A 21,766-nucleotide genomic window follows, 5' to 3' on the forward strand; every position below is an offset into this window, starting at 1 on the left:
GAGCTGGATTCGTGCCCCTCCAATTATAAATAGAATAATAGAAACATATGAATAAATATAATTGGAGGGATAGCATGAGAACAGAGAAGCAAATATTAGATTTAGTGTTAAAAGTGGCTAATCAGGATAAGAGAGTAAGAGCTGTTTGCATGAATGGCTCGAGAACAAATCCAAATGTACCGAAGGATGCTTTTCAGGATTTTGATATTGTTTATCTAGTAGATGATATGGAATCTTTTATGAATGAGCCTAACTGGATTGATGTTTTTGGGAAACGAATCATTATGCAAACCCCAGAGGATTCCTCGCTTTTTCCGGCAGAGCTAGGCGGAAGATTTTCCTATCTTATGCTATTTACGGATGGTAACCGCATCGACTTAACCCTTGTTCCGCTGGAGGAAAAGAACAAGTATTGTCAGGAGGATGGGTTGACGGTGATTCTCTTAGATAAAGACAATAGTCTCCCTTGTATACCCCCTAGTACAGATAAAGATTATTGGGTAAAAAAGCCAACTGCCGAACAATTTTCTGATTGCTGTAACGAATTTTGGTGGGTCTCTACCTATGTTGTTAAGGGATTATGGAGAAGAGAAATTCTTTATGCGATTGACCATATGAATATCATAAGGGCGATGCTGTTAAAAATGTTGGAATGGAAGGTAGGCATCGAAACAGATTTTTCCCTTAGTGTAGGAAAAAACAGTAAATACTTAAAACAGTATATTGATGATGATACATGGAAAAGGCTCATGCATACCTATCCGAGTGGCGATTATAGTCTAGTCTGGAAATCGTTATTTTCTATGACAGCATTATTTGAGGAAATCGGATTAGAAGTTGGCAGAAAGATGGATTTTCTTTATCCCTTAGAAGAGGCGGAAGGGGTGAAAGCTTATTTAAACCATGTTCGTCAATTGAAGCCTAATGCAGCAGAGGTATATTAAAGATAATAGGCGGTTTTTTTGCAGCAGCAGAGACCGCCTTTTGATGATATGGGAACCTTTAAATAAAAAGCTGAATATCAGACTTTAAAGCATCTTTAAGATAAACCTTAGCGTCGACAATTTCGACTTCTGGATAAAACTCTTCTTGCTTAAATCCAAGTATATCAACTGATAATTTGCAGGCAAGAAACTTAACTTGTTTTTTTCTTGCCCCTTTTAAGAAAGCTATAAGTGGTGAAGCTTCTTCCTCCTCAAGCATTTCCTTCATCATTATTTTACCTAGACCAGCATAATTCATTTTAGATAAAGGAAGCTGCTCTACGTCTTTAGGTTGGAAGGTGCTAAACATTTTTTCATAGAAGGACTTACCTTCCAAATCGACTTTTTCGGGATCACGAAGTAATAAAAGCCCCCAAAAGGTGAAAAACATGGTTACCTCCACATTTATTTCCCGGGCACTATTAGCTAGAATGAAACCAGCCATTGCTTTATCGTAGTCCCCGCTAAACATTAATACGTTTAATTTTTTTTCCATGGAAAAATTCCTTTCTTGTTTAAGAATATCTTTAGCTTTCATCAAATAGTTTTGGATATGCGGATTTCACTATATTGTCATATTTACGGAAGAGAATAGAAAAAAGCGGATATAATAGGAAGGTGATGAGCAGTCATGCTATATCGTAAATTTACAGCAAATGATTTTGAGTTATATTACCAATTAGTTTCTAATGAGCGAGTGATGGCCCAGATTACAGAAAGAGCTATTCCGTTAGAAGAGGCAAAGGCTGACTTTGAGAAATTATTGATCCGCAATGACAAGAATCAGATCTTTGGATCATATGCTTTTTTTCAACCAGCCTCAGAAGTATTTATAGGGCTTGGTCATGTGACTTTAACGGAGCAAGAGCTTGCTGAAGCAGAACTTGGCTATATGCTTTTGCCAGAACATTGGGGGAAGGGATATGGCGGTCTGGTTGCGGATAGATTGATGTCATTAGTGAAGCATACAGATATAAAGGTAATAAAGGCAATTATAGATCCTGCTAATAGAGCCTCGAGAAAAATATTAGTGAGTAGAGGATTTACTTCAGCATGGATTGGAGAAATAGAAGGCCTGCCAGGAGAGATTTTGAAGAAAGTTCTTTAATAGTCTAGAAGGTATTATGTGAAAATTCATTTAAAAAGTTGTTGTGTACTTTTAAACGTTCCCGTATTATCTAATTTATATGTATTTATAAAGGAGTATTAGATTTATGCAATCAAGAATTTCTTTTTCAACTTATGCTCTAATTGGGACGATGCTTTTTGGTATGTTTTTTGGAGCGGGAAACTTAATTTTTCCTATTCAGCTTGGACAGCTTGCGGGAACAAACTTTTGGCTTGCGCTAGCTGGCTTTTTAGTAACAGCGATTGGGCTTCCTTTTCTCGGTATATTAGCAATTGGCTTATCAGGAAGCAATGGCCTGCGCGAGCTTTCAAGTCGCGTTCATCCAGTGTTCGGATTTCTCTTTTCGTTATTTCTTTATTTAACGATTGGTCCATTCTTTGCTATTCCACGTACAGCGACAGTTCCATTTGCAATAGGGATTGAACCGTTTGTCGCTAATAGCCATATTGCTTTATTTTTAGCTATTTTTAGTTTTCTTTTCTTTTTACTGGTTTACTATTTTTCCTTAAATCCGGCAAAGATTATGGATGTGATTGGGAAATATCTGACACCTGCTTTTCTGCTGTTTTTATTTTTATTAATAATAGTAAGTGTTGTTCGCCCGATGGGGAGCTTTCAAGAGCCACAGGGAGCATATCTAAATAATGCTTTTATGACAGGTTTTAAAGAAGGATACAACACCATGGATGCCCTAGCATCTCTAGCCTTTGGTATAGTGGTGATTAACGCTATTAAAGGGAAGGGGATTATGGATGTAAAGAGTATTGCGAAGACAACATGGAAATCAGGAATATTTGCCATGCTGCTAATGATGCTTATCTACGGATTTATCACTTATATGGGTTCTTCTAGTGTACAAGCTGTAGGAACTTTTGAAAATGGCGGACTTATCTTTGCTGCAGTAGCTAAGCATTATTTTGGTCCTTTTGGCGGCATTTTGCTTGCGGTTATCATTGTGCTTGCCTGTTTAAAAACAAGTATTGGATTAATAACGTCTTGTAGTGAATTTTTTCATGAAGTATTTCCGAAGATTGGCTATAAGACTTTTGTGCTTAGTCTATGTGTTGTTTCTTTCTTATTTGCCAATTTAGGCTTAAATAAAATTATTCTATTTGCAGTACCTGTGCTCATGTTCTTATACCCTTTAGCAATTGTGCTTATCATACTTGCTCTTTTTTCGCCATTATTCAAAGGCAAGCAAAGTGTGTACCTAACGGCAATGGTGCTAACATTCTTTGTAAGTATATTGGATGGCTATCAAGCACTTGTAAAAAGCATCCCAGAAGCTAAGCTTAGCTTTTTTGAGGAGATTGGTCATTTTTACGAGAATATTCTCCCCTTTTACGAGATAGGGTTAGGCTGGGTTTTACCCGCCCTTATTGGTGCGGTGATTGGATATTTCGTTCGTAAATAGTACGCAGAGGGCGGTTCTCCTGCATTCCATAGAGGAAGCGGGAGAACCGTCTTTTTATTACCATATTTATCAAGTTTATTATTTGATAAACATTCTAAATAATACACCGATAGTAATAGTGCTATTAGTGTTTTATAAAAGAGTCATGTAAGTTAGGGTGGTAGCTTATAACAGGTCAATCTGTAATTAGGTGTAGTAAATACTCTTTATTAAGAGTCTTTTTTTAACGCTTAATGATTCTACTTGGGGGAAGCAGAGCAATATAAAGAAAATGAACAGGGAACAAGGGTGAAAGGTATGAAAATCAAATTAAAGCTAGGAACAAAAATAAATATAATTGTTTTTGCAATTATTATTGTTCTGTCTGGGGTTATCGGTTTTTTAGTAAATCAGGAAATAACAAGAGGAATGAAACAATTTGCTACAGAGAAAGCAAAAGGGGATATTGGACTTGCTTATCGGTATATAAATAATAAATATCCAGGTGATTGGGAAATCAAAGAAGATAAACTATATAAAGGAAATACGGTTCTCAATGATAATTTTGAGGTTGTAGATAAAATAGGCGCGGATACTGGTGATACCGTAACTGTTTTCCAAGGAGATACACGCATTGCGACGAATGTCATGATGAATGGAGAACGAGCAATTGGCACACAGGCCTCCCCAGAAGTTGTGAGTACAGTATTAGATCAAGGAGAAAGATTTTATGGGGAAGCAAATGTAGTTGGCCAATTGTATCAAACTGCGTACATGCCTCTAGAGAACAAAGCAGGAGAAGTTATTGGAATTCTATATGTTGGAGCTTCTCAAGAAATTATTGATAGTATTATATCCTCCTTTTTATGGAAGTTTATCGTGGTCTTGGTGATGATGATAGTGTTAGCTTCTGTTGTCGTATACTTCTATACAAGTCAATTGAAAAAGAGACTTTCTAATTTAACAGCTGCCTTAAAATTGGCTGGAGAAGGCGACTTTACAAACAATATTCAAGACAATGCTGGTGATGAATTAAGTCTCTTGTCAGATAGCTATAATAAAATGGCAGACAACCTTAAGTTGATGGTAAATGAATTGATGTTGTCCTCTGAGCGACTTGCTTCTTCTTCAGAAGAATTAACAGCAAGTGCGGAAGAGACTAGCAAAGCAACAGAGACCATAACAGAATCTATACAGCAAGTTGCGGATGGGGCAGATCAATCGACTACTAGTGTTCAGGAAAGCTCGTTTGCTTTAGAAGAGGTCTCAAAAGGGATTCAATCAATTGCCGCTAATGCTGTTATTATTACTGATATGAGTAAAAGTACAACAGAGAAGGCAAAGGAAGGCAGCTTTTTTGTGGATAAGACTGTAAACCAAATACACGAAATCAATCGTTCTGTGGCAATAAGTGGAAAGGTAATGAAGAATTTAGATAATCGATCCCAAGAGATTGAAGAAATTACAAAGGTCATTACAGATATTGCGAACCAGACGAATTTATTAGCATTAAATGCGGCCATAGAAGCGGCTAGAGCTGGAGAACATGGGAAAGGCTTTGCGGTAGTTGCAGATGAAGTGAGAAAATTAGCAGAGCAATCTCAAAAATCATCTTCTCAAATTGCCTTATTGATTAAAACAATACAGGAAGATATGACACAATCCAATCAATCGATGGAAAAAGTAAATACGGATGTAAAAGCAGGATTGGAAGTTGTTAATCAAACAAAGGATAATTTTCAAGAGATTTATCACTTTATGGAAAAAATGACAGAGTTGACGGAGGATATGGCGGCAACCTCTGAACAAATTTCTGCAAGTACGCACCAAGTTTCATCAACCGTATCTGGAATCATTAACATATCAGAGAATACTTCTATGCATTCTCAAAATGTGGCAGCTTCAGCAGAAGAACAGCTTGCATCCATGGAAGAAATTGCGTCCTCTGCTTCCGACTTATCGAATTTAGCGGAGAATTTACAAGAACTAATTAGTAGATTTAAAGTATAAGAATATGAAGGGACGATACTCCTGCTTTTCTTCGGGAAGGAGGGAGAACTGTCCCTTTGTGTATGCTAAGTCAGCAATAAAACCAAAGAATTAATGGCAAAGTCAATATTGATTCATCATTTGCTGAATTCTCCTTTTTATTTCATTTCTTATGTCTGTGGGTTCGATCACTTCTAAATAATTCCCGTAGGATAATAGGTAGCTGTATAACCATTCCCCTTTTATATGAGAGGTGCAAATGATATGATAGCCATCCTTCTCTTTTGAGATATCCTTTTCCTCAAATTCATCATAAATCCGATAACTGGCTCTGGAACTAATTCTGAGCACTAAGTCTGCCCATTCTAAATAATCCCCATCCAAAGAATCATTTAAAATTAATTCTTCCGTTTTTTTTATGTTGTCATAAATTTCATTAGTTAAAGCTATATTAGACATACGGTTTATTTTAAAAGTTCTATTCGCCGATTTTTCTAGGCAAAAACCTTCTAAATACCAGGCTTTATCCTTAAACAATAATTTTGTCGCAAGAATTCGCCGTAAGCTCTTTTCCCCATTCGAATTGATATAGTGAAACGAGAGGATATGACGCTCTAGAATGGCTTGTCTAAAAAGGGAGAAGTATTCCTTTCTTTTTGTATCACTGCCCCATGCTGAAAAATCTACCTCAATCCACTTAGTTTCGCTTTTTTGAAATAGATGACTTAGTTTCGCTAAAATATCGCTTGTATCTGGGTAATTAGTGGCAGATAGACTTTGCAGGGAAAATAGTATTTCATCCTGCTCTTTGTCTAAAAGGAGTGATTTGTTGAGTACAAACTGATCCATCAAGGTAATTCCGCCACCTTTACCTTGGGTTGTATAAATAGGAATGCCAGACTCCGTAAGAACTTCAATATCGCGGTATATAGTTCGAACAGATACTTCAAGTTTATCGGCTAGTTCGTTAGCCGTGATCATTTTTCTTTCTAGCAATATATAGATAATTTGAAACAGTCTACTTATTTTCATGGGAAGACTCCTTATTGAGGAATATGGAGAGAAACGGAAGAACCGCTCCTCTGTCACCATTTTAATGGTGGTTTATCTAATTGAGCTTCTATTCCTAATTCTTCGGCTGCTGCTAAAATAAATTCTTTGCGGAAGAAGTAGCTTTGGTGGCTGACGATTTTGCCATTCTCGATTTCTTGTATTTGAATATCGTGAATTTTTAATTGCCCATCGATTTCTGCTAATACAATAATAACAGGTTTTCCCCATAAGATTTTTGACATTGCTGTATGTCCGGGTAATCCGTAGATGAGAGAGCCGTTACGCATTTCGTCTTTGGAATACTCTTGGAAGCCAAGGAAAGCTTCATTTTGAGCATAATCACTATAAAGACGTAACATCTTATCTAAATTTCCTTCATTGAATGCCTGCAGGTAAGCTTGAATAGTTTCTTTTTGTGCAAAATTAGCTTCTGTATATGTTCCAGAATTAGAAAAGTCTAAGGATTTAATTTTTTTTCGAGCGCGTTGAACGGAAGAATAGACCCCGCCTGGAGTACTTTTTACAATTCCTGCAACTTCTTCGGCGCTAAAATGAAAAACATCTAGAAGAAGAAAGGCAGCTGTTTGTTTAGGCGTTAAATTTGATTCCAAAGAAAGTAGAATCTCTTCTAAGAGTAGATGATCTGTAAAAGCAACGGAAGGGGTTGGAATATCTTCTAAGATTCCAATCTCTCTTTTCCTTTTTCTACACTGATCAATCCAAGTATTTGTCGCGATTCGAAAAAGATAGTTCTTTTTATCTGTAATCTCATGCCACCTTTGTGGAACCATTCCAAATGATTTAATAATTGTATCTTGAAATAAATCTTCTCCATCCCAAGGGGAACCTGTAACATATTTACAATAGTTCCATAAGGATTCGGAGTAGGATGAAATCATTTCTTCCAATTCATTTAATAATTTTCTTGATTCCTCTGTAAAATGCTTAGTGAACATTTTTTTCATTATTTTACCTCCTAAAGTCTTCTCCTATATATAACGGCCAGGTAGAACAAAATTAAACGGGTAAAATTATTTTTTTTAATTAAGTGTATCATCCAAAGAAAAGAGAAGCGAGAAGTGGTCTCAAATATGACATACTGTTGTCAGGTTAATTGGATTATACTAAGAATAAGAATAATTTTTAAAAGAGGATGGTTTGATGGAAACTAGATGTGCCTGGGCAAATTCCAGTGACTTGATGCGAGAATATCATGATAAAGAGTGGTGTATTCCAAGTCATAATGATCGATATTTGTTTGAAATGCTTGTACTAGAGGGAGCACAAGCTGGATTGTCTTGGTCAATCATTTTAAAAAAGCGAGAAGCATACAAAAAGGCCTTTCACGATTTCGATTTAGAATACTGTGCAAACCTAACAGAAACAGAGTTGGAAAATATCCGAATTAATACAGAGGTTGTGAAACATCCGTTAAAGATTAAATCAGTTAAAAGCAATGCCTTAGCAATGATAGAAATACAGAAAGAATACGGAAGTTTTGCTGAATTTTTATGGTCTTATGTAGATGGAAAACCAATCATATCAAATTGGCAGTATGACAGCGAAATACCAGCGCAAACTGACCTATCAAAGAAAGTCAGCAAAGATTTGAAAAAAAGAAGGGTTTAAGTTTGTAGGACCCATAACTATCTATTCCTATATACAAGCAGTCGGAATAGTCAACGACCACATAACTAGCTGTGCTTTTCATAAAGAATAAAGGAAATCGAGGAGGTTCTCCTGTTTTTGAAAGTATTCCAAGCTTTTAAACAAACTGGATAGGAATCTTACAAAAAAGTATCGAGAGTACAAGGGGAAGCTTGACTAAACCAGCGCTTTTCTTATAAGAAAAATATTCAGCAGAAAACAGAAAAATTGCCCCTCTACTTCCCATTTATGGTATAATAATGTTAATTAGATGAATGGAGGGTTGCTTTAAGATGTGGAATTCTATCTCGATTGTATACTTTATGTAACTAATTTTATAGTACTTAAAGGCTCTGCCTGTGTGTAGAGTAATCGGGATTAGTTTGCCTATTTTTAAAAGCAACCTTTCATTAACGTTATTTATAATGATGTGGTGTAAAAGGGGAGAATTATGCTCTCTTTTTATTAAAATGGAATAATATTTTCTTTAGAAACCCATTTTAGACTTAGGGTTTACTTTATATATATACTATTCCTCTTCCTTATTCCGATTGCTTCACACACAGGTGGCCACCTGTGTGTTTTTTTATGAACAGAATGGAGGAACAGGAATGGAAGGAAAACAAAAAGCGATAGTAGTAGGCGTTCATTATGATCAGAAAGAAGACTTTGCTAATTCAATGGAAGAGCTAATTCAATTGGCAGAAGCTTGTGATATAGAAGTAGTGGGAGAGATAACGCAGAAGTTGGATCGGGTTCATTCTGGACACTATATTGGGAAAGGGAAACTGCAGGAGTTAACTGCATTGCTTGCGGAGAAGGACGTGCAGGCTGTTCTTTTCAATGATGAGCTGTCTCCTTCCCAAGTTCGTAATTTAGAGGAAGCAACAGATTGCCGAATCATTGACAGAACAGTATTGATTTTAGATATATTTGCTCAAAGAGCGAAGACAAAAGAAGCGATGCTCCAGGTTGAAATCGCAAAATTGCAATATATGCTGCCTCGATTAGCTGGTTTAGGAGAATCACTAGGTCGTCAAGGAGGAGGATCTGGCCTTATAAATAGAGGATCAGGGGAAACGAAGCTTGAATTGGATCGAAGACGGATTGAAGACAGAATTAGTCGCTTGCATAAAGAATTAGATACGCTCGTGGTCCAACGTAAAAACCAGCGAAAGATGCGAAAAAAGAAAGAGTTGCCAAGTATTGCACTCGTTGGCTATACGAATGCTGGGAAGTCGACTTTAATGAATGTGCTGCTTGAAAAATATCATGCTGCAACCGAGAAAATGGTGTTTGAAAAGAATATGCTCTTTGCAACCCTTGAAACATCAGTGCGCAATATTACATTGCCAAATAATAAATCCTTTTTATTAACAGATACAGTTGGATTTATTAGTAAATTACCGCACCAATTAGTAAAAGCATTCAGGTCGACCTTGGAGGAAGTGGCGGAAGCTGATTTGCTTATTCATGTCGTTGACTACTCTAATCCAAATTATCAAGAGCAAATCAATGTGACTAATAAGACTTTAAAAGAGCTTAACGCGGAAAATATCCCAGCTATCTATGCTTTTAATAAGATAGATTTAGCAGCAGGAGATACATCGATGGCAGGAACAGATGGAGTTTACCTTTCTGCTAAAAGGCAAATTGGAATAAATGAACTAGTGGAAGCTATTTCTAAAAATGTCTTTAATCAGTATATTTCCTGTGAAATGACTATCCCGTATGATAAAGGGAATGTATTATCCTATTTGACGGAAAAGGCAAATATCCTTTCAACAGAATATAAGGAAGAAGGAATATTCCTATCTATCGAATGCAAAGAAGAAGACTATAATCGTTATCGAGAATACGTAATATAAAATACGCAGAGGGACGTTTTACGGCTTCTATTTTTGAAAAAGGGAAGCGCAAGAACCGTCCCTCTGCTCTCATTCTACATCCTGCAAGTACATAGAAAAATCTGCTGCCTCTTCGTTTACTATTAAGGATCCATCATCGGTGAAACGGGGCATGACTAGGCGTTCTTTTATGTTATTGAATATGGGTAGTTCCTTTAAATTTTCATTTTCTAATTGATATAGTTTAACTGTATCTGTATTTTTTTCCACTACACTTAATGCGATGTAATTTTTATAGACAGCATAAGTAGTGAAAGGTGGTGTGTGGATTTCATGGAATTCTCCATTAGAGAGATCAATATACCCTAAAATAGATGGTCCCTCATCCTCATTTGAAAAGGCTGCATATATTTTATTATTTATTAAAGTAACGTTTTCAGCTGCTTTATAGGGAACGCTATATTTCCCAACTTGTTTTCGGCTGGTTAGATTATAGACAAAAAACTCCGTTTTATTTCTGTTATTTGATTTAAACTGCTCAGGAATAACAAGTAAATTACGATTTAAATCAGCTTTACTGTTTCTGGAAATTCCCGTGAAACCATGAATGCTAGTTTCCTTAAGTGTTGATAAATTTAACTGCTTATATCCAGAAGTATCATCATAAATTAATGTATTTCCTTTCAATTGAACATCTCCTATAATGTCTATTTTATATTCTTTCTGCGACAGTGTTTTTCGATTTTTAATAAAAAGCTTATTATTTCTTTCTCCCCACACAAGCCAATGCGCATTTGCTGTCAGTGCATATGTATCAATGTTTGCACTAGATTCGACTAGTACTTGCTGTGAGTGCGACGTGAGGGAATAAGAATAAATGTTTTTTTTATCAGCATAAATCAATTCGTTCGTTTCCTTTATATAGAAAGAATGGATTAAAGATGAATAATCAACATTTGGTATAGTTACTTTTTCCAGCGGTGTATGAAAAGAAGAGTGTGTTGAAAGCCGGTTTACTAGAGAAGGACTAATTAAAATAAGGAGAAGACTAATAATGGCAACTACACTAAATATTGGACGGACTATTCGTTTTCTTTGATTAATATTTTTCATTTGCTGGTTTGCATTTCGTAAAATCTTTTGTTTGTTATCTTCGGAAAGGGTGATATCCGCTGGGATTGTTTCATCAAATAATTGTTTAATGTTCTTTGGCATGATTTATCTCCTCCTCACTCATGGTTAGTTGTGCTTTCTTCCGTCCTCTCGCTAGTCTAGTTTTAACCGTATTGCTGGAACAGTTTAATATCTCGCTGATTTCCTGTGTAGATAATTCAGCATAGTAATATAACCATAAGACTTCCTTATACTTTATTGGCAGTTTATTAAGTAAGTCGGCAAGATAATTTTTACTTTCTTGTTTTAAATAGGCTTCTTCGGGTGTTTCTTTATGGATCATAAAAGTGTTCTTAATCTTCGAAACTTCGACTTTTCGATAAGCCCAGCTTTTAAAGTAGTTTCGGCATTCATTTACCGTTATACGATATAAATATGTTTTCACACTAGATCGACCTTCAAATTGATCAAGCTGCAAATAATAACGAATAAACACATCCTGCACAATGTCCTTTGCTTTTTCCCTATCTTTCACAAGGGCGTAGGCAAGTCGGGATAAATAATGGCCATATGCATCCATCGCGTTTGTAAGCAATTTATCTTTTTCTTGATTCTCCACAATTCCCTCTCCTTTCTACCTACAAATTAGACAAAACAAACAGACGAACGGTTTCTTTTTTTACAAATTTATTCTAGCACTACGAAGGAAACGTCGTTCATATACTTAAAATAGAAGAAAAAGGGGGAATCTATGGAGATGAATATTCTTGATTGTATAGTTATTGGTGGTGGTCCAGCTGGGATGAGTGCTGCGCTGACACTGGGGAGAGCGAGAAGAAGTGTGGCTATTTTTGATGATGGGACGAATAGAAATAGAGTAAGTCATGAATCACATGGCTTTCTAACAAGAGATGGAATAAATCCGCAGATGTTTAAGGATTTAGGGATGAATGATTTAATGAATTATCCGAGCATTTCTCCCTATAAGGATACGGTAACGGAAATTGAAAAGTTAAGAGAGGCTGAAGTGTTTCTTGTTAAAACGAAAAAACATAAAGAATACTTAGCAGATAAAATCATTTTAGCGACTGGTGTGCAAGAGGTCATTCCCATTCCTAATGCGAGACAATATTATGGGAAAAGCCTTTTTAGCTGCCCATACTGCGATGGCTGGGAGCTAAGAGATCAAGCTCTTCTTATTATTGCTTACACGGAAGCACAAGCATTACATATGGGAAGGTTAGTTTATAATTGGTCGAAGGATTTAGTAATAGCAACAAATGGTGCAGCGATTTCCCAAAATACAAAAGAAATATTTCTTAAGCGGAATGTTCCAATCGTTACCGAACCAATAAAGAGCTTAATAGGAGAAAACGGGTATCTTCAGCAAGTTGTGTTTACATCAGGAAGGCAGATTAATAGAACGGGGGGCTTTGTTTCTCCTTCTTATTATCGTTCCAATCAGTTTGTCGAGCAGCTAAGATTAGATGTCCATGAAAATGGAGTGCTAGTAACAGATGGATCAGGGAGAACATCCCAAAAGAATGTTTATGTTGCTGGAGAAACCGAAAAAGAAGGGGCATCATCCTTACTATTTGCTGCTGCTGATGGAAGCAAAGCAGCTATAGCCGTAAATACTGATCTTATGCTGGAAAGATTCTAAAGGAATCAAAGGGCCAACTTCTTATGCTCCTATTGTTTCAAAAAGGGAAGTTAAGAACCTTCCCATCTGATTCTTTATCCTCTCGTCATTGGTAACGAATTACTGCTTTTCTTAACCAATAAATATTGAATAACATCAATGTTGCTGGCTTTAAAGGAAGCGGCACAAGCTTGCAAATACAAGTCCCACATGCGGATAAAGCGTTCATCCTTTATTTTCCTGATTTCCTCTAGGTTAGCGATAAAGTTAGCATGCCATATTTCTAATGTTTTTTGATAATGGCGACGAAGGCTTTCTAAGTCTACTAATTGCAGATTTTCAGCTGTCATATGGCTGACTAGCTCCGCGACACCAGGAATATAGCCTCCAGGAAAAATATATTTATTGATCCAAGCATTAGTCGCGCCACCTTGCTGGCGTGAAATTCCATGAATTAAGGCTGCCCCATCGTCTTTTAGCAATTGGTGTACCTGGTGGAAATAGGCTTGGAGATTTTCTTTGCCTACATGTTCAAACATCCCAACACTAGTGATGCGGTCAAAGGTCCTATCCTTTAAATCTCGATAATCCATTAAATAGACGGTTATGCTTTCCGATAATCCCTTTTCCTTAGCTAATTGGGTAACATAATTATACTGTTCTTGGCTCAAAGTAATGCCGGTTGCCTTCACCTGATAATCTTTTACCGCAGTAAAAATAAGATTCCCCCATCCGCAGCCAATGTCTAATAGATGCTGGCCCGGAGATAGATTTAATTTTTTTAAAATATGATCCACCTTATTTTGCTGTGCGGTTTCTAATGTGTCTTCTGGATTTTTGAAATAGGCACAGGAATAAGTCATGGAACGGTCTAGCCATAGTTTATAAAAGTCATTGCCGATATCGTAATGATTTTGGATATCTTCTTTACTTCGCGCTTTCGTATGAGATTGTTTGGGAACAAATTTCCTAAACTTATTATTTTGCATAAAGCTAGATGCATTTTCATAGGCAGACGCAATTAAATCCTCGATACTTCCCTTTATTTCAATCTTCCCGTCCATGTAAGCCTCTCCTAAGGCTAATGACGCGTTATTGTGAATGTCTTTAATACGAATAGGTTTCCTAAAAATAAGCTCTATTGCAGGATCGCCGTTACCATAAACAGCTGATTTTCCATCCCAATAAGTAACCTTCACTGGAATGGTGAAGGAATTGCTTAGAATAGTTTTATATATAGATTTCTCGAACACACCATTCACCCTTTACTCTTATGTTATATGTATAATTTTACCTCTATTCCATGAAATATGTGTTCGATATGCTCAAACGAGAAAATGGATACTTTAGGAAAAAAATTATCCATCTACAAGAATGAGAATGATAAAATAGAGACAAACATCATGAGAGGAAAGAGGTGGAATGAAATTGCAATTTATAACAGCAAGCGCCGAGATGCTTGAAGAAGTTAATGATATCTATATCAAATGCAGAGAAAATCTAATTAAGCATGATATTTTCCAATGGGATGATCATTATCCGAATAGAGGCTATTTTCAAGACTGTATCGAAAATAAGATGCTATTCGTTTTATTAGAAGAGGATAAGATAGTGGGACATGTGGTATTAAATGAATGGCAAACAGAGGAATGGCAGTCCATTCCATGGAATGGAAATAATCCTTTGATTATTCACTCTCTTATGCTTAATCCCCGTTACCAAGGAAAAGGGATAGGAGCAATCATGGTCCAGCATATGGAGGAATATGCTCTTGCCAAAGGATATGATAGCATCCGATTAGATGTATTTTCAGGAAACCCTCAAGCTTTAAAGTTATATAAAAAGCATAGTTATATAGAAAAAGGGGAAGTTTTCTTTGCCTCTAAGCCTATTGGGCATCAAAAATATCTTTGTATGGAGAAGGAATTGATATGAATATTACCGCGATTACTGAAACTAACCGTGAAAAAGTAAAATTATTTTTCCAATCTCATTGGGGAAGCCCCGAAATGGTACTTTCTACAGGCATCTATGATTGCAGTGCTTTAGATGGATTTATTGCCTGGAATAAAGAAGGGGAAATGATTGGTTTAATAACCTATATTTTAAGAGATACGGAGTGTGAAGTTATCTCTTTAGACAGTATCGAAGAAGGAAAGGGTGTTGGGACAAAGCTTTTACATACTGTTGAACAAACAGCCAAACAAGTCCTATGTGATCAGGTCAAAATAGTTACAACAAATGATAATTTACTAGCTTTAAAGTTTTACCAAAAAAGGGGCTATTGTTTAGCAGAATTGCTCGTAGACGCAGTAAAAGAAGCTAGAAAAATTAAACCAGAAATCCCCTTCCTCGGAAACGATGGTATTCCTATTAGAGATGAAGTGGTGCTCATAAAAAATCTATTAACAACCAAAGTGAATGAAAGGTGAAGATAGTGTCTATATCATTGGAAGTTTATGAAGAAAAATATAAGCAGCAATTAGAAGAATATCTTTTGTCAGATGAACAGCTATATTATACAAGTACGCCGCTTGATGCTTTAGAGAAATGTTTAACGGAAGAGGATCGTCACCCTATTGTTATCTTAAATGATGGGATGGTTGCGGGCTTTTTTGTCCTTCATGGATGGGAGGGAGTAAAAGCGTATAGTGACAATAAAGAAGCTATTCTTATGCGAGCTTATTCTATCCAGCATTCATTTCAGGGGCAAGGAATAGGCAGGGAATCAATGGAACAATTAATCCCCTTTGTGAAAAAGCATTTTCCTGCGAAAAAGGAAGTAATCTTGGCTGTGAATGTGAAAAATACTAGAGCGCAATATGTTTATCAGAAAGCAGGATTTGCTGATACAGGAAGAAGGGTAATGGGGCCAAAAGGAGAACAAATTATTCTCAGCAGAAAAGTGTAAGTAGGACTGTTTAAAAAAACAGTCTGAATTAAATAGTTGCAAAATGCAAATAATAAGATATAATAAAAATAACTTCATAAAGAAAAGGGGAAATAGGATGGAGAATATCCGTGAGATTTTACAAATTACGATGAGAAGATTTGGTGTACTTGATAAAAATTGTTGTTCTGTTGGAAAGACAGAAATTTCGCTTGTTCAAAGTCATATTTTATATGAAATTGATAAGAGAAGTAATCCGTCAATGCAAGAAATAGCGGAGCTTATTGGAATGGATATTACCACCTTTAGCCGGCAAATTCAATCTTTAGTAAAAATGGAATTAGTGAATAAGCAACAATCAATGAACGACAAGAGGGTATACGTACTCCAATTAACAATGCAAGGAAAAGCGATTGCGACTTCTATTGATACACAAATGAATCAATATTTAGAAGAAGTTCTCTCCTTTATGTCAGACTTTGAAAGAGATACGGTAATCCGGTCGTTAAAGTTATTAAATAGTTCCATGGCAAAAAGCAATATGTGTTGTCATCCGGTTAAGTGATGGAAAAAGGCTATGTTAGATTTCCTTCTTAATATAGCTCTGATATAATACTTGTATTTTGCAAATAATAGGAGGCTTTTAAGATGTGGTATGAAGTGCTGAAAAATTTCGCATGGTTAGTAATCGAATTAACTGTTCTGTTTGTGGTTGTATCTTTCATTGTTAACCTGCTACAAGGACTTATTCGCTATAACAAAGTGGAGATGTGGATGAAGGAGGCTCCACCTATTGTTAGTGCGCTGATTGCAGTAGTCTTTGCTTTTATTACCCCTTTTTGTTCCTGTTCTACCATACCGGTTGTGGTGAATTTATTGAAAAGTAAAATCCGGTTTAGCACCGTTATGATTTTTTTATTTACTTCTCCCGTTCTTGATCCAACTATTTTAACTGTAATGGCTGTTCTAATGGGATGGAAAGTAGCTCTCACATATACGGCAATTACAACGATACTTTCAGTTATACTTGGCTTTGTATTAGAGAAATGGGGGTTTGAAAAAGAAGTAAAAAATGTCATCATCAAAAATGCGTCTCAAGCAGAGAAGGGATTTAGCTTGAAAAATACAGTTTCTGAAATTTTAACATTAATGAAAACTGTTTACCCTTTTTTGTTAATAGGAGCAGGTATTGGAGCAGTGATAGGAGGAATCGTGCCAACAGAGTTTGTAGCAACCTACTTAGGCGGAGAGAAGTGGTGGTTGATTCCAATCGCAGCCATTATTGGTATTCCTTTATATATTCGGTTATCATCTATGATTCCGATTTCCCAGATTCTTATTGCGAAGGGGATGGCGCTCGGACCAGTCATGGCAATGATGATCAGTTCAGCAGGAGCAAGTCTACCAGAGCTAAGCTTATTAAATAGCATCTTTAAGCGGAAATTAGTGTTCGCGTTTATTTTATCAGTTATTTCGATGTCTACGATTTCAGGGTTTTTGTTTTATTTTATCTAAAAGGGAAACAATTAGCAGGAGGAATGATTTATTATGAATATTTTAAAAAAAATAATGAAAAAAGAGCAGAAAAATGATTGTTGTACCATTATGATAGAAGAAGTAGGAAAGAAAAAAGATAGCTGTTGTGTCGTGAAGGAGGAGAAGGAGGATGAGCGTAAAGGTTGAGAAGATTTCGGAGAAATACTGGGAAGCAATCGCAGCTATTTATAGGTTAGGGATACAATCAAGACAAGCAACATTTGAGACAGATGTTCCCACTTGGGAAAAATGGAGCAATAATAAAGATTTAACTGCTAGCCTGGTCCTATTAGATAAAGAGACGAATAGAGTTATTGGTTGGGCTGCTATCAGCAAAGTATCGAACCGCTATGTATATCAAGGGGTTGGGGAGCACAGTGTATATATTCATCCAGCTTATCATCGCAAAGGATATGGGAAACTTTTATTAGAAAAATTAATTGAACATTCTGAACAAAGTGGTTATTGGACACTGCAATCAGGTATATTTCCAGAAAATAAAGCAAGCATCTATCTTCATAAGAGTTGTGGCTTTAGAGAAGTCGGCATTCGAGAGAAAATTGGCAAGCTAGATGGTGAGTGGAGAGATATAGTATTGGTGGAAAGAAGAAGTAGGAAATTCTAATTGTAATCCGAGGAAGTGATAGATGCTTTCTTGGATTTTTTTAGTTGGGTAGTAAATACAATAAATCGCTAAAGAAAGTCTCTTACCCATATTAAAAGAAAATATGGAGAAAAAACAGAACCTAAAGGAGGTTTGTGTCGTCTAAACGTAATAGGAAAAAGGAGGAGGTTTTAGATGCTTGAGAAACAGCACACTATGCATCAGAGAGAGCAAATGAGCTCTAACGATCCTCTTGAAAAGGAAGAGCGCCTTATTTGGTTAATGGATGAGTACGGAAAAAGTGTTGTCCGATTAGCATATACTTATGTTCGCCATAAACAAATGGCAGAGGATATTGCCCAGGATGTATTTATAAAGTGTTATGAAAATATCGATGATTTCCGAAACGAGGCATCCTATAAGACTTGGGTATACCGCATTACGGTAAATCGCTGTAAAGATGTATTAAAAAGTTGGTCTTATAAAAATATCCTTTTTGCAGACTTTCTTTCTTTTAAAAGAGATAGTAAAGAACAATCTGTAGAATCACAAATTCTTTTAAATGAGGAGAATCGTTACATCTCCGAGCAAGTCATTTCTTTATCTGTCCCACTTCGAGAAGTGATTATCCTGTATTATTATGAAGGTTTATCCCAATACGAAATAGCAGAATTACTAGAATTGAATGAGAATACGGTAAAGTCCAGGATGCATCGTGCACGTCAGAAGCTAAAAAAACTGCTTGATGGAGGAGATGGCAATGGATGAAAAACTAAAAAATTTAGATGAGAAAATGAATGGAACGATATTAAAGGAAATAAATTTTTCTGAGGAACAGAAGCAAAGGATATTGAAGCAGATTAATTATTCTGGAAAGAAAAGAAAAAGCCCATGGTTTGTTCATAAATATATTCCGGCAACAATTAGTGTAGTCATGATTATCCTTTTTTTTATTGGTATAAAAAGTCTTATGATAAATCAGAGTGTTTCAGCACAATATCGAGATAAAAAGGAAATTGTTGAAAGATTATCCCAAACATTTAAGCCTGTGCATACTGTTGTTGGCCAATTCGAGAATAGAATGAGAGATGGAGATAAAGCTAATACTATAACTTTTACATTAAATCTAGACAAAGAACTATATAAATCCAGCGAGAAAGTATGGACCGAAGATGGTTATCAAACAATAAATATATTATGGAAAGATGGAAAGCTAATCTATAAAAATTCCACAATAGGCGTTTCTGATGAAAAAAAATTAACAAAACAGGAATTTATAGAATCAGGATATTTAGGTTCCATTTTTGAAGGCAGAAAGTATATTTCACTTCTTGAAAATTATAATAATTGGAAATACAAGGAAGTTGAGCGGTTTGGGAGAGTGCTCTATCAGATTGAAGGTAAGCAGCCGGATAATACTCATTTTCCCAAGAAAGATGCTTTTGCTCTGACAGTAGATAAGGAAACAGGTATTATTTTGTATTTAGCTTTATATGATCAAAATGGCATGAGCAAAGTAATAATAGACACAATTGATATATGGATAAATAAGGAAGTTCCGGATGATATATTCCAACTTTTTTAAATAAGGAGTAATAAAAAGAAAGAGAGATAACCATGAAAAAACATAAGAAAATTACTATAAGTATATTATCTATTATTTTTATTAGCATATGTAGTTTTGTATTTTACTTGTATAAAACGATAGATAATACAGTAGATAAGGTTTACGAACCTATTGATGGAGAAACAAAAACGGAAAGTAAGCTAAGAAGTGAAAATGTCAAAAATAAAAAGCCTATCTCCATTTTATTAATGGGAGTGGATGAGCGGAAGAACGATGTGGGGAGAACTGATGCCTTGATTGTTATGACGTTAAATCCGGTGAAGGAAAAATTACAAATGATAAGTATACCGAGAGATACAAGAGCAGAAATAGTCGGAAACGGGGCGATTACTAGAATTAACTCTGCTTATGCGTTAGGGGGAGTGAAGATGGTATTAGATACAGTAGAGGGATTTACTGGCCAAAAATTGGACTATTATATAAAAATTAATATGGAAGCACTAAGTGGGATGGTCGATGCTTTAGGTGGCATAACCGTAGATAATGAAATTGAATGGCTTGATGAAGGGTACTACAAGAAAGGATATCATTATCAATTAGGAAATATAGATTTAGATGGGGAGCAGGCATTAGGTTATGTGAGGATGAGAAAACTGGACCCTAGAGGAGATTTTGGCAGGAATGAAAGACAAAGAAAGGTGATAGCAGCGATTATTGATAAAGGAACTAGTATCTCCTCAGTTACTAAATTTAAGGATATATTAGAGACTTTAGGTGAAAATGTGAAGACTAACATTCCCTTGAATGAGATGGTATCTATTGAAAGAAGTTATAAGAATACTAGAAATAGTATGGAACAATATGAAGTAAAAGGTGAGGATGCTTATATAGATGGTAAGTATTTCTTCGTGGTAAATGAAGCGGAAAGAAATCATGTTAAGGAAATGCTTGCGAATAATCTTTTAGACTGAGACGAGAAGAATTAAATATGCGTTCGACTGTGAAAATAAAGCAAGTATCCATCTACATTATGATTCTGGTGGAAAAGTAGGAAGGTTGATTCTGCTCTTAACAGACGGTAAGACCCCAACTGCCAGCTAATCCCGAATGAGAGAAAGATAGCAGGCATATCAAGAGCCAGTAAAAGCCAATAGAAAACGACTAGCCATTATTTTTATCAAATCGGTTCTCGTTCTATGCAAACATATTATAATAAGGTATATCTAAATAAAATGGGGAAGAAGGTTATTTTATATGGGTCCAATTAATCTATTAGAGCAATATATTGATGCGACAAATACGCATGACTTCGAAAATGTAGAACGGCTGCTGCACCCACAAGCGATCTATTGGTTCTCAGATCAAACATGCAGAAGTAAAGAGGAGATAAAAAATTATTTTGAGAATGCGTGGGACACTATTAAGGAAGAAAAGTATTCAGCTGCAGACATACAGTGGCTAGGTATGGGAAATGACACAGCAACATGCGTCTATCATTATCATTATGAAGGATATTATAAAGGCGAATTTATAAAAGGCAGTGGACGAGCAACGAATGTGTTCGTAAAAGATACAGATGGAAATTGGAAGATTATTCATGAGCATTTGAGCAGCTTGTAATACTGATTAAAAGGAAGATAAAGGCCAAAGTCCGTTTCCAATTATTCATTGTGAATTAGTGGAAACGGAATAGGCTGCAGTATAATCGAATGAATATTTAAAATTTTATTTTTCTAATGCTAACGTCATAAAAACACTATTCGGATCTTCGGTATAATCCGAAAATGGGCCGCAATACTCAAATCCTAAGCTTTCGTATAGTTTTTTGGCTGGTAGAAAAGCATCCATGGAACCTGTCTCTAAACTTAATCGGCTATAGCCACGATTTTTGGCTTCTGCGATAATATGGAGAAGCAATTTTCTTGCTACTCCTTTTCGTAAATGATGAGGGGAGGTTTTCATAGACTTTATTTCTCCATGCTTGTTATCTAGCTCTTTTAATGCACCGCAGCCAGTTAGCTCTCCATCCTCCCATGCACTCCAAAAGGTTACATCTGGTTTTCTTAATCCTTCCACATCTAATGCATGAATGCTCTCAGGAGGGGAGTGGAGGGTCATGCTATGTAAATGATCCTCTAATAAAGCAATGATTTCTTTTGATGTAACAGGGTCGATTATAATGTGCATCCTCATCATCCTTTTCATTGTTTTACCTACTATTCTACTAATTTCCTGATTCAAGTGGAATAGCTTATTTGCATTTTGATTGGAAATATTTAATTAAATATCTTTAATTAAAAATATTTGCCTTTGAACCATTTTTTTTGTTATGATGTTCACATAGATTTAAATTTGTATAAGGGAAAGGAAAAT

The 21,766-nt window shown here is 35.8% G+C and carries 24 protein-coding genes and 1 pseudogene; 18 read left to right on the forward strand and 7 right to left on the reverse strand.

Annotated elements, in window-relative coordinates; all coding sequences use genetic code 11:
• Window positions 1-74: 74 nt before the first annotated feature.
• Window positions 75-944, forward strand: a complete 870-nt coding sequence (locus tag NSQ92_RS23585) for an aminoglycoside 6-adenylyltransferase (RefSeq protein ID WP_341133304.1) — start codon at window positions 75-77, stop codon at window positions 942-944.
• A 58-nt stretch (window positions 945-1,002) separates the two neighbouring features.
• Here the strand turns inward: NSQ92_RS23585 and NSQ92_RS23590 are convergent, their stop codons facing one another.
• Window positions 1,003-1,479 (reverse strand): DsrE/DsrF/DrsH-like family protein, encoded by a 477-nt coding sequence (locus NSQ92_RS23590; protein ID WP_047943977.1) that lies wholly within the window; start codon window positions 1,477-1,479, stop codon window positions 1,003-1,005.
• A gap of 135 nt (window positions 1,480-1,614) precedes the next feature.
• Here NSQ92_RS23590 and NSQ92_RS23595 point away from each other — a divergent pair, with 135 nt between their 5' ends.
• The 3 genes from NSQ92_RS23595 to NSQ92_RS23605 all read left to right on the forward strand — a co-directional run bounded on the left by NSQ92_RS23595 (window position 1,615) and on the right by NSQ92_RS23605 (window position 5,515).
• The gene (locus NSQ92_RS23595) at window positions 1,615-2,091 is read left to right on the forward strand and encodes a GNAT family N-acetyltransferase (RefSeq protein ID WP_047943978.1); all 477 of its coding nucleotides are present in this window, start codon (window positions 1,615-1,617) and stop codon (window positions 2,089-2,091) included.
• A gap of 106 nt (window positions 2,092-2,197) precedes the next feature.
• Window positions 2,198-3,526, forward strand: a complete 1,329-nt coding sequence (gene brnQ / locus NSQ92_RS23600) for a branched-chain amino acid transport system II carrier protein (RefSeq protein ID WP_095320607.1) — start codon at window positions 2,198-2,200, stop codon at window positions 3,524-3,526.
• 297 nt (window positions 3,527-3,823) lie between these two features.
• Window positions 3,824-5,515 (forward strand): methyl-accepting chemotaxis protein, encoded by a 1,692-nt coding sequence (locus NSQ92_RS23605; RefSeq protein ID WP_047944021.1) that lies wholly within the window; start codon window positions 3,824-3,826, stop codon window positions 5,513-5,515.
• A gap of 102 nt (window positions 5,516-5,617) precedes the next feature.
• Here the strand turns inward: NSQ92_RS23605 and NSQ92_RS23610 are convergent, their stop codons facing one another.
• Complete coding sequence (locus tag NSQ92_RS23610) at window positions 5,618-6,586, reverse strand: helix-turn-helix transcriptional regulator (RefSeq protein ID WP_328587767.1); 969 nt, start codon at window positions 6,584-6,586, stop codon at window positions 5,618-5,620.
• Complete coding sequence (locus NSQ92_RS23615) at window positions 6,580-7,512, reverse strand: RNA polymerase sigma factor (protein ID WP_095257921.1); 933 nt, start codon at window positions 7,510-7,512, stop codon at window positions 6,580-6,582. The genes NSQ92_RS23610 and NSQ92_RS23615 overlap by 7 nt, the downstream gene beginning before the upstream one ends.
• A 196-nt stretch (window positions 7,513-7,708) precedes the next feature.
• Between NSQ92_RS23615 and NSQ92_RS23620 the strand changes: the two are divergent.
• Window positions 7,709-8,267, forward strand: a pseudogene (locus tag NSQ92_RS23620) (DNA-3-methyladenine glycosylase I).
• 538 nt (window positions 8,268-8,805) lie between these two features.
• Window positions 8,806-10,062, forward strand: coding sequence for a GTPase HflX (gene hflX / locus NSQ92_RS23625; RefSeq protein ID WP_016201421.1), 1,257 nt, complete (start codon window positions 8,806-8,808; stop codon window positions 10,060-10,062).
• 69 nt (window positions 10,063-10,131) lie between these two features.
• Here hflX and NSQ92_RS23630 read toward each other — a convergent pair whose 3' ends face one another.
• Both NSQ92_RS23630 and NSQ92_RS23635 read right to left on the reverse strand, forming a co-directional pair.
• A complete protein-coding gene (locus NSQ92_RS23630) occupies window positions 10,132-11,256 on the reverse strand; it encodes a hypothetical protein (RefSeq protein ID WP_341153255.1) in 1,125 nt (374 codons plus the stop codon).
• Window positions 11,240-11,773 (reverse strand): sigma-70 family RNA polymerase sigma factor, encoded by a 534-nt coding sequence (locus tag NSQ92_RS23635; RefSeq protein ID WP_341153256.1) that lies wholly within the window; start codon window positions 11,771-11,773, stop codon window positions 11,240-11,242. Before NSQ92_RS23635 ends, NSQ92_RS23630 begins: the two co-directional genes overlap by 17 nt.
• Window positions 11,774-11,911: 138 nt before the next feature.
• Here NSQ92_RS23635 and NSQ92_RS23640 point away from each other — a divergent pair, with 138 nt between their 5' ends.
• Complete coding sequence (locus tag NSQ92_RS23640; protein ID WP_047944024.1) at window positions 11,912-12,817, forward strand: NAD(P)/FAD-dependent oxidoreductase; 906 nt, start codon at window positions 11,912-11,914, stop codon at window positions 12,815-12,817.
• A 74-nt stretch (window positions 12,818-12,891) separates the two neighbouring features.
• On the opposite strand, the gene NSQ92_RS23645 is transcribed toward NSQ92_RS23640, so the two are convergent.
• A complete protein-coding gene (locus NSQ92_RS23645; RefSeq protein ID WP_144581014.1) occupies window positions 12,892-14,049 on the reverse strand; it encodes a class I SAM-dependent methyltransferase in 1,158 nt (385 codons plus the stop codon).
• Between the two features lie 175 nt (window positions 14,050-14,224).
• Here NSQ92_RS23645 and NSQ92_RS23650 point away from each other — a divergent pair, with 175 nt between their 5' ends.
• The 11 genes from NSQ92_RS23650 (at window position 14,225) to NSQ92_RS23700 (ending at window position 21,013) form a co-directional block, all read left to right on the forward strand.
• Window positions 14,225-14,731, forward strand: coding sequence for a GNAT family N-acetyltransferase (locus tag NSQ92_RS23650; RefSeq protein WP_341153257.1), 507 nt, complete (start codon window positions 14,225-14,227; stop codon window positions 14,729-14,731).
• Window positions 14,728-15,228: a GNAT family N-acetyltransferase gene (locus NSQ92_RS23655; RefSeq protein ID WP_047943983.1), complete on the forward strand. Its 501-nt coding sequence runs from the start codon at window positions 14,728-14,730 to the stop codon at window positions 15,226-15,228. Before NSQ92_RS23650 ends, NSQ92_RS23655 begins: the two co-directional genes overlap by 4 nt.
• A gap of 5 nt (window positions 15,229-15,233) precedes the next feature.
• The gene (locus NSQ92_RS23660; RefSeq protein ID WP_144580967.1) at window positions 15,234-15,707 is read left to right on the forward strand and encodes a GNAT family N-acetyltransferase; all 474 of its coding nucleotides are present in this window, start codon (window positions 15,234-15,236) and stop codon (window positions 15,705-15,707) included.
• 97 nt (window positions 15,708-15,804) lie between these two features.
• Window positions 15,805-16,251 carry a MarR family winged helix-turn-helix transcriptional regulator gene (locus NSQ92_RS23665; RefSeq protein WP_341133296.1) on the forward strand — a complete coding sequence of 149 codons (447 nt, stop codon included), beginning with the start codon at window positions 15,805-15,807 and terminating at the stop codon, window positions 16,249-16,251.
• A gap of 83 nt (window positions 16,252-16,334) precedes the next feature.
• Complete coding sequence (locus NSQ92_RS23670) at window positions 16,335-17,201, forward strand: permease (protein ID WP_341133295.1); 867 nt, start codon at window positions 16,335-16,337, stop codon at window positions 17,199-17,201.
• 33 nt (window positions 17,202-17,234) lie between these two features.
• On the forward strand, window positions 17,235-17,369 hold the full coding sequence (locus NSQ92_RS23675) for a hypothetical protein (protein ID WP_341133294.1): 135 nt from the start codon (window positions 17,235-17,237) through the stop codon (window positions 17,367-17,369).
• Window positions 17,353-17,847, forward strand: a complete 495-nt coding sequence (locus NSQ92_RS23680; protein ID WP_341133293.1) for a GNAT family N-acetyltransferase — start codon at window positions 17,353-17,355, stop codon at window positions 17,845-17,847. The genes NSQ92_RS23675 and NSQ92_RS23680 overlap by 17 nt, the downstream gene beginning before the upstream one ends.
• 174 nt (window positions 17,848-18,021) lie before the next feature.
• On the forward strand, window positions 18,022-18,594 hold the full coding sequence (locus NSQ92_RS23685; RefSeq protein WP_341153258.1) for a sigma-70 family RNA polymerase sigma factor: 573 nt from the start codon (window positions 18,022-18,024) through the stop codon (window positions 18,592-18,594).
• Window positions 18,587-19,411, forward strand: coding sequence for a hypothetical protein (locus NSQ92_RS23690; RefSeq protein WP_061800670.1), 825 nt, complete (start codon window positions 18,587-18,589; stop codon window positions 19,409-19,411). Before NSQ92_RS23685 ends, NSQ92_RS23690 begins: the two co-directional genes overlap by 8 nt.
• A gap of 32 nt (window positions 19,412-19,443) precedes the next feature.
• On the forward strand, window positions 19,444-20,364 hold the full coding sequence (locus NSQ92_RS23695; protein WP_047943987.1) for an LCP family glycopolymer transferase: 921 nt from the start codon (window positions 19,444-19,446) through the stop codon (window positions 20,362-20,364).
• Window positions 20,365-20,647: 283 nt separating this feature from the next.
• Window positions 20,648-21,013, forward strand: a complete 366-nt coding sequence (locus NSQ92_RS23700; protein WP_061800669.1) for a YybH family protein — start codon at window positions 20,648-20,650, stop codon at window positions 21,011-21,013.
• Window positions 21,014-21,118: 105 nt separating this feature from the next.
• Here the strand turns inward: NSQ92_RS23700 and NSQ92_RS23705 are convergent, their stop codons facing one another.
• Window positions 21,119-21,580: a GNAT family N-acetyltransferase gene (locus NSQ92_RS23705; RefSeq protein WP_061800667.1), complete on the reverse strand. Its 462-nt coding sequence runs from the start codon at window positions 21,578-21,580 to the stop codon at window positions 21,119-21,121.
• Between the last annotated feature and the right edge of the window lie 186 nt (window positions 21,581-21,766).

The sequence above is a fragment of the Niallia sp. FSL M8-0099 genome (assembly GCF_038006945.1).
Lineage (GTDB): Bacteria > Bacillota > Bacilli > Bacillales > Cytobacillaceae > Niallia > Niallia circulans.

What these genes read in the sequence shown, in the direction of transcription:
- NSQ92_RS23655 (WP_047943983.1), top strand. Translation starts at nt 14,728, where the DNA reads ATGAATATTACCGCGATTACTGAAACTAACCGTGAAAAAGTAAAATTA.
- NSQ92_RS23695 (WP_047943987.1), top strand. Translation starts at nt 19,444, where the DNA reads ATGAAAAAACATAAGAAAATTACTATAAGTATATTATCTATTATTTTT.
- NSQ92_RS23605 (WP_047944021.1), top strand. Translation starts at nt 3,824, where the DNA reads ATGAAAATCAAATTAAAGCTAGGAACAAAAATAAATATAATTGTTTTT.
- NSQ92_RS23705 (WP_061800667.1), bottom strand. Translation starts at nt 21,580, where the DNA reads ATGCACATTATAATCGACCCTGTTACATCAAAAGAAATCATTGCTTTA.
- NSQ92_RS23675 (WP_341133294.1), top strand. Translation starts at nt 17,235, where the DNA reads ATGAATATTTTAAAAAAAATAATGAAAAAAGAGCAGAAAAATGATTGT.
- NSQ92_RS23685 (WP_341153258.1), top strand. Translation starts at nt 18,022, where the DNA reads ATGCTTGAGAAACAGCACACTATGCATCAGAGAGAGCAAATGAGCTCT.
- NSQ92_RS23590 (WP_047943977.1), bottom strand. Translation starts at nt 1,479, where the DNA reads ATGGAAAAAAAATTAAACGTATTAATGTTTAGCGGGGACTACGATAAA.
- NSQ92_RS23640 (WP_047944024.1), top strand. Translation starts at nt 11,912, where the DNA reads ATGAATATTCTTGATTGTATAGTTATTGGTGGTGGTCCAGCTGGGATG.
- hflX (WP_016201421.1), top strand. Translation starts at nt 8,806, where the DNA reads ATGGAAGGAAAACAAAAAGCGATAGTAGTAGGCGTTCATTATGATCAG.
- NSQ92_RS23610 (WP_328587767.1), bottom strand. Translation starts at nt 6,586, where the DNA reads ATGGTGACAGAGGAGCGGTTCTTCCGTTTCTCTCCATATTCCTCAATA.
- NSQ92_RS23670 (WP_341133295.1), top strand. Translation starts at nt 16,335, where the DNA reads ATGTGGTATGAAGTGCTGAAAAATTTCGCATGGTTAGTAATCGAATTA.
- NSQ92_RS23700 (WP_061800669.1), top strand. Translation starts at nt 20,648, where the DNA reads ATGGGTCCAATTAATCTATTAGAGCAATATATTGATGCGACAAATACG.
- NSQ92_RS23630 (WP_341153255.1), bottom strand. Translation starts at nt 11,256, where the DNA reads ATGCCAAAGAACATTAAACAATTATTTGATGAAACAATCCCAGCGGAT.
- brnQ (WP_095320607.1), top strand. Translation starts at nt 2,198, where the DNA reads ATGCAATCAAGAATTTCTTTTTCAACTTATGCTCTAATTGGGACGATG.
- NSQ92_RS23595 (WP_047943978.1), top strand. Translation starts at nt 1,615, where the DNA reads ATGCTATATCGTAAATTTACAGCAAATGATTTTGAGTTATATTACCAA.
- NSQ92_RS23690 (WP_061800670.1), top strand. Translation starts at nt 18,587, where the DNA reads ATGGATGAAAAACTAAAAAATTTAGATGAGAAAATGAATGGAACGATA.
- NSQ92_RS23680 (WP_341133293.1), top strand. Translation starts at nt 17,353, where the DNA reads ATGAGCGTAAAGGTTGAGAAGATTTCGGAGAAATACTGGGAAGCAATC.
- NSQ92_RS23665 (WP_341133296.1), top strand. Translation starts at nt 15,805, where the DNA reads ATGGAGAATATCCGTGAGATTTTACAAATTACGATGAGAAGATTTGGT.
- NSQ92_RS23585 (WP_341133304.1), top strand. Translation starts at nt 75, where the DNA reads ATGAGAACAGAGAAGCAAATATTAGATTTAGTGTTAAAAGTGGCTAAT.
- NSQ92_RS23615 (WP_095257921.1), bottom strand. Translation starts at nt 7,512, where the DNA reads ATGAAAAAAATGTTCACTAAGCATTTTACAGAGGAATCAAGAAAATTA.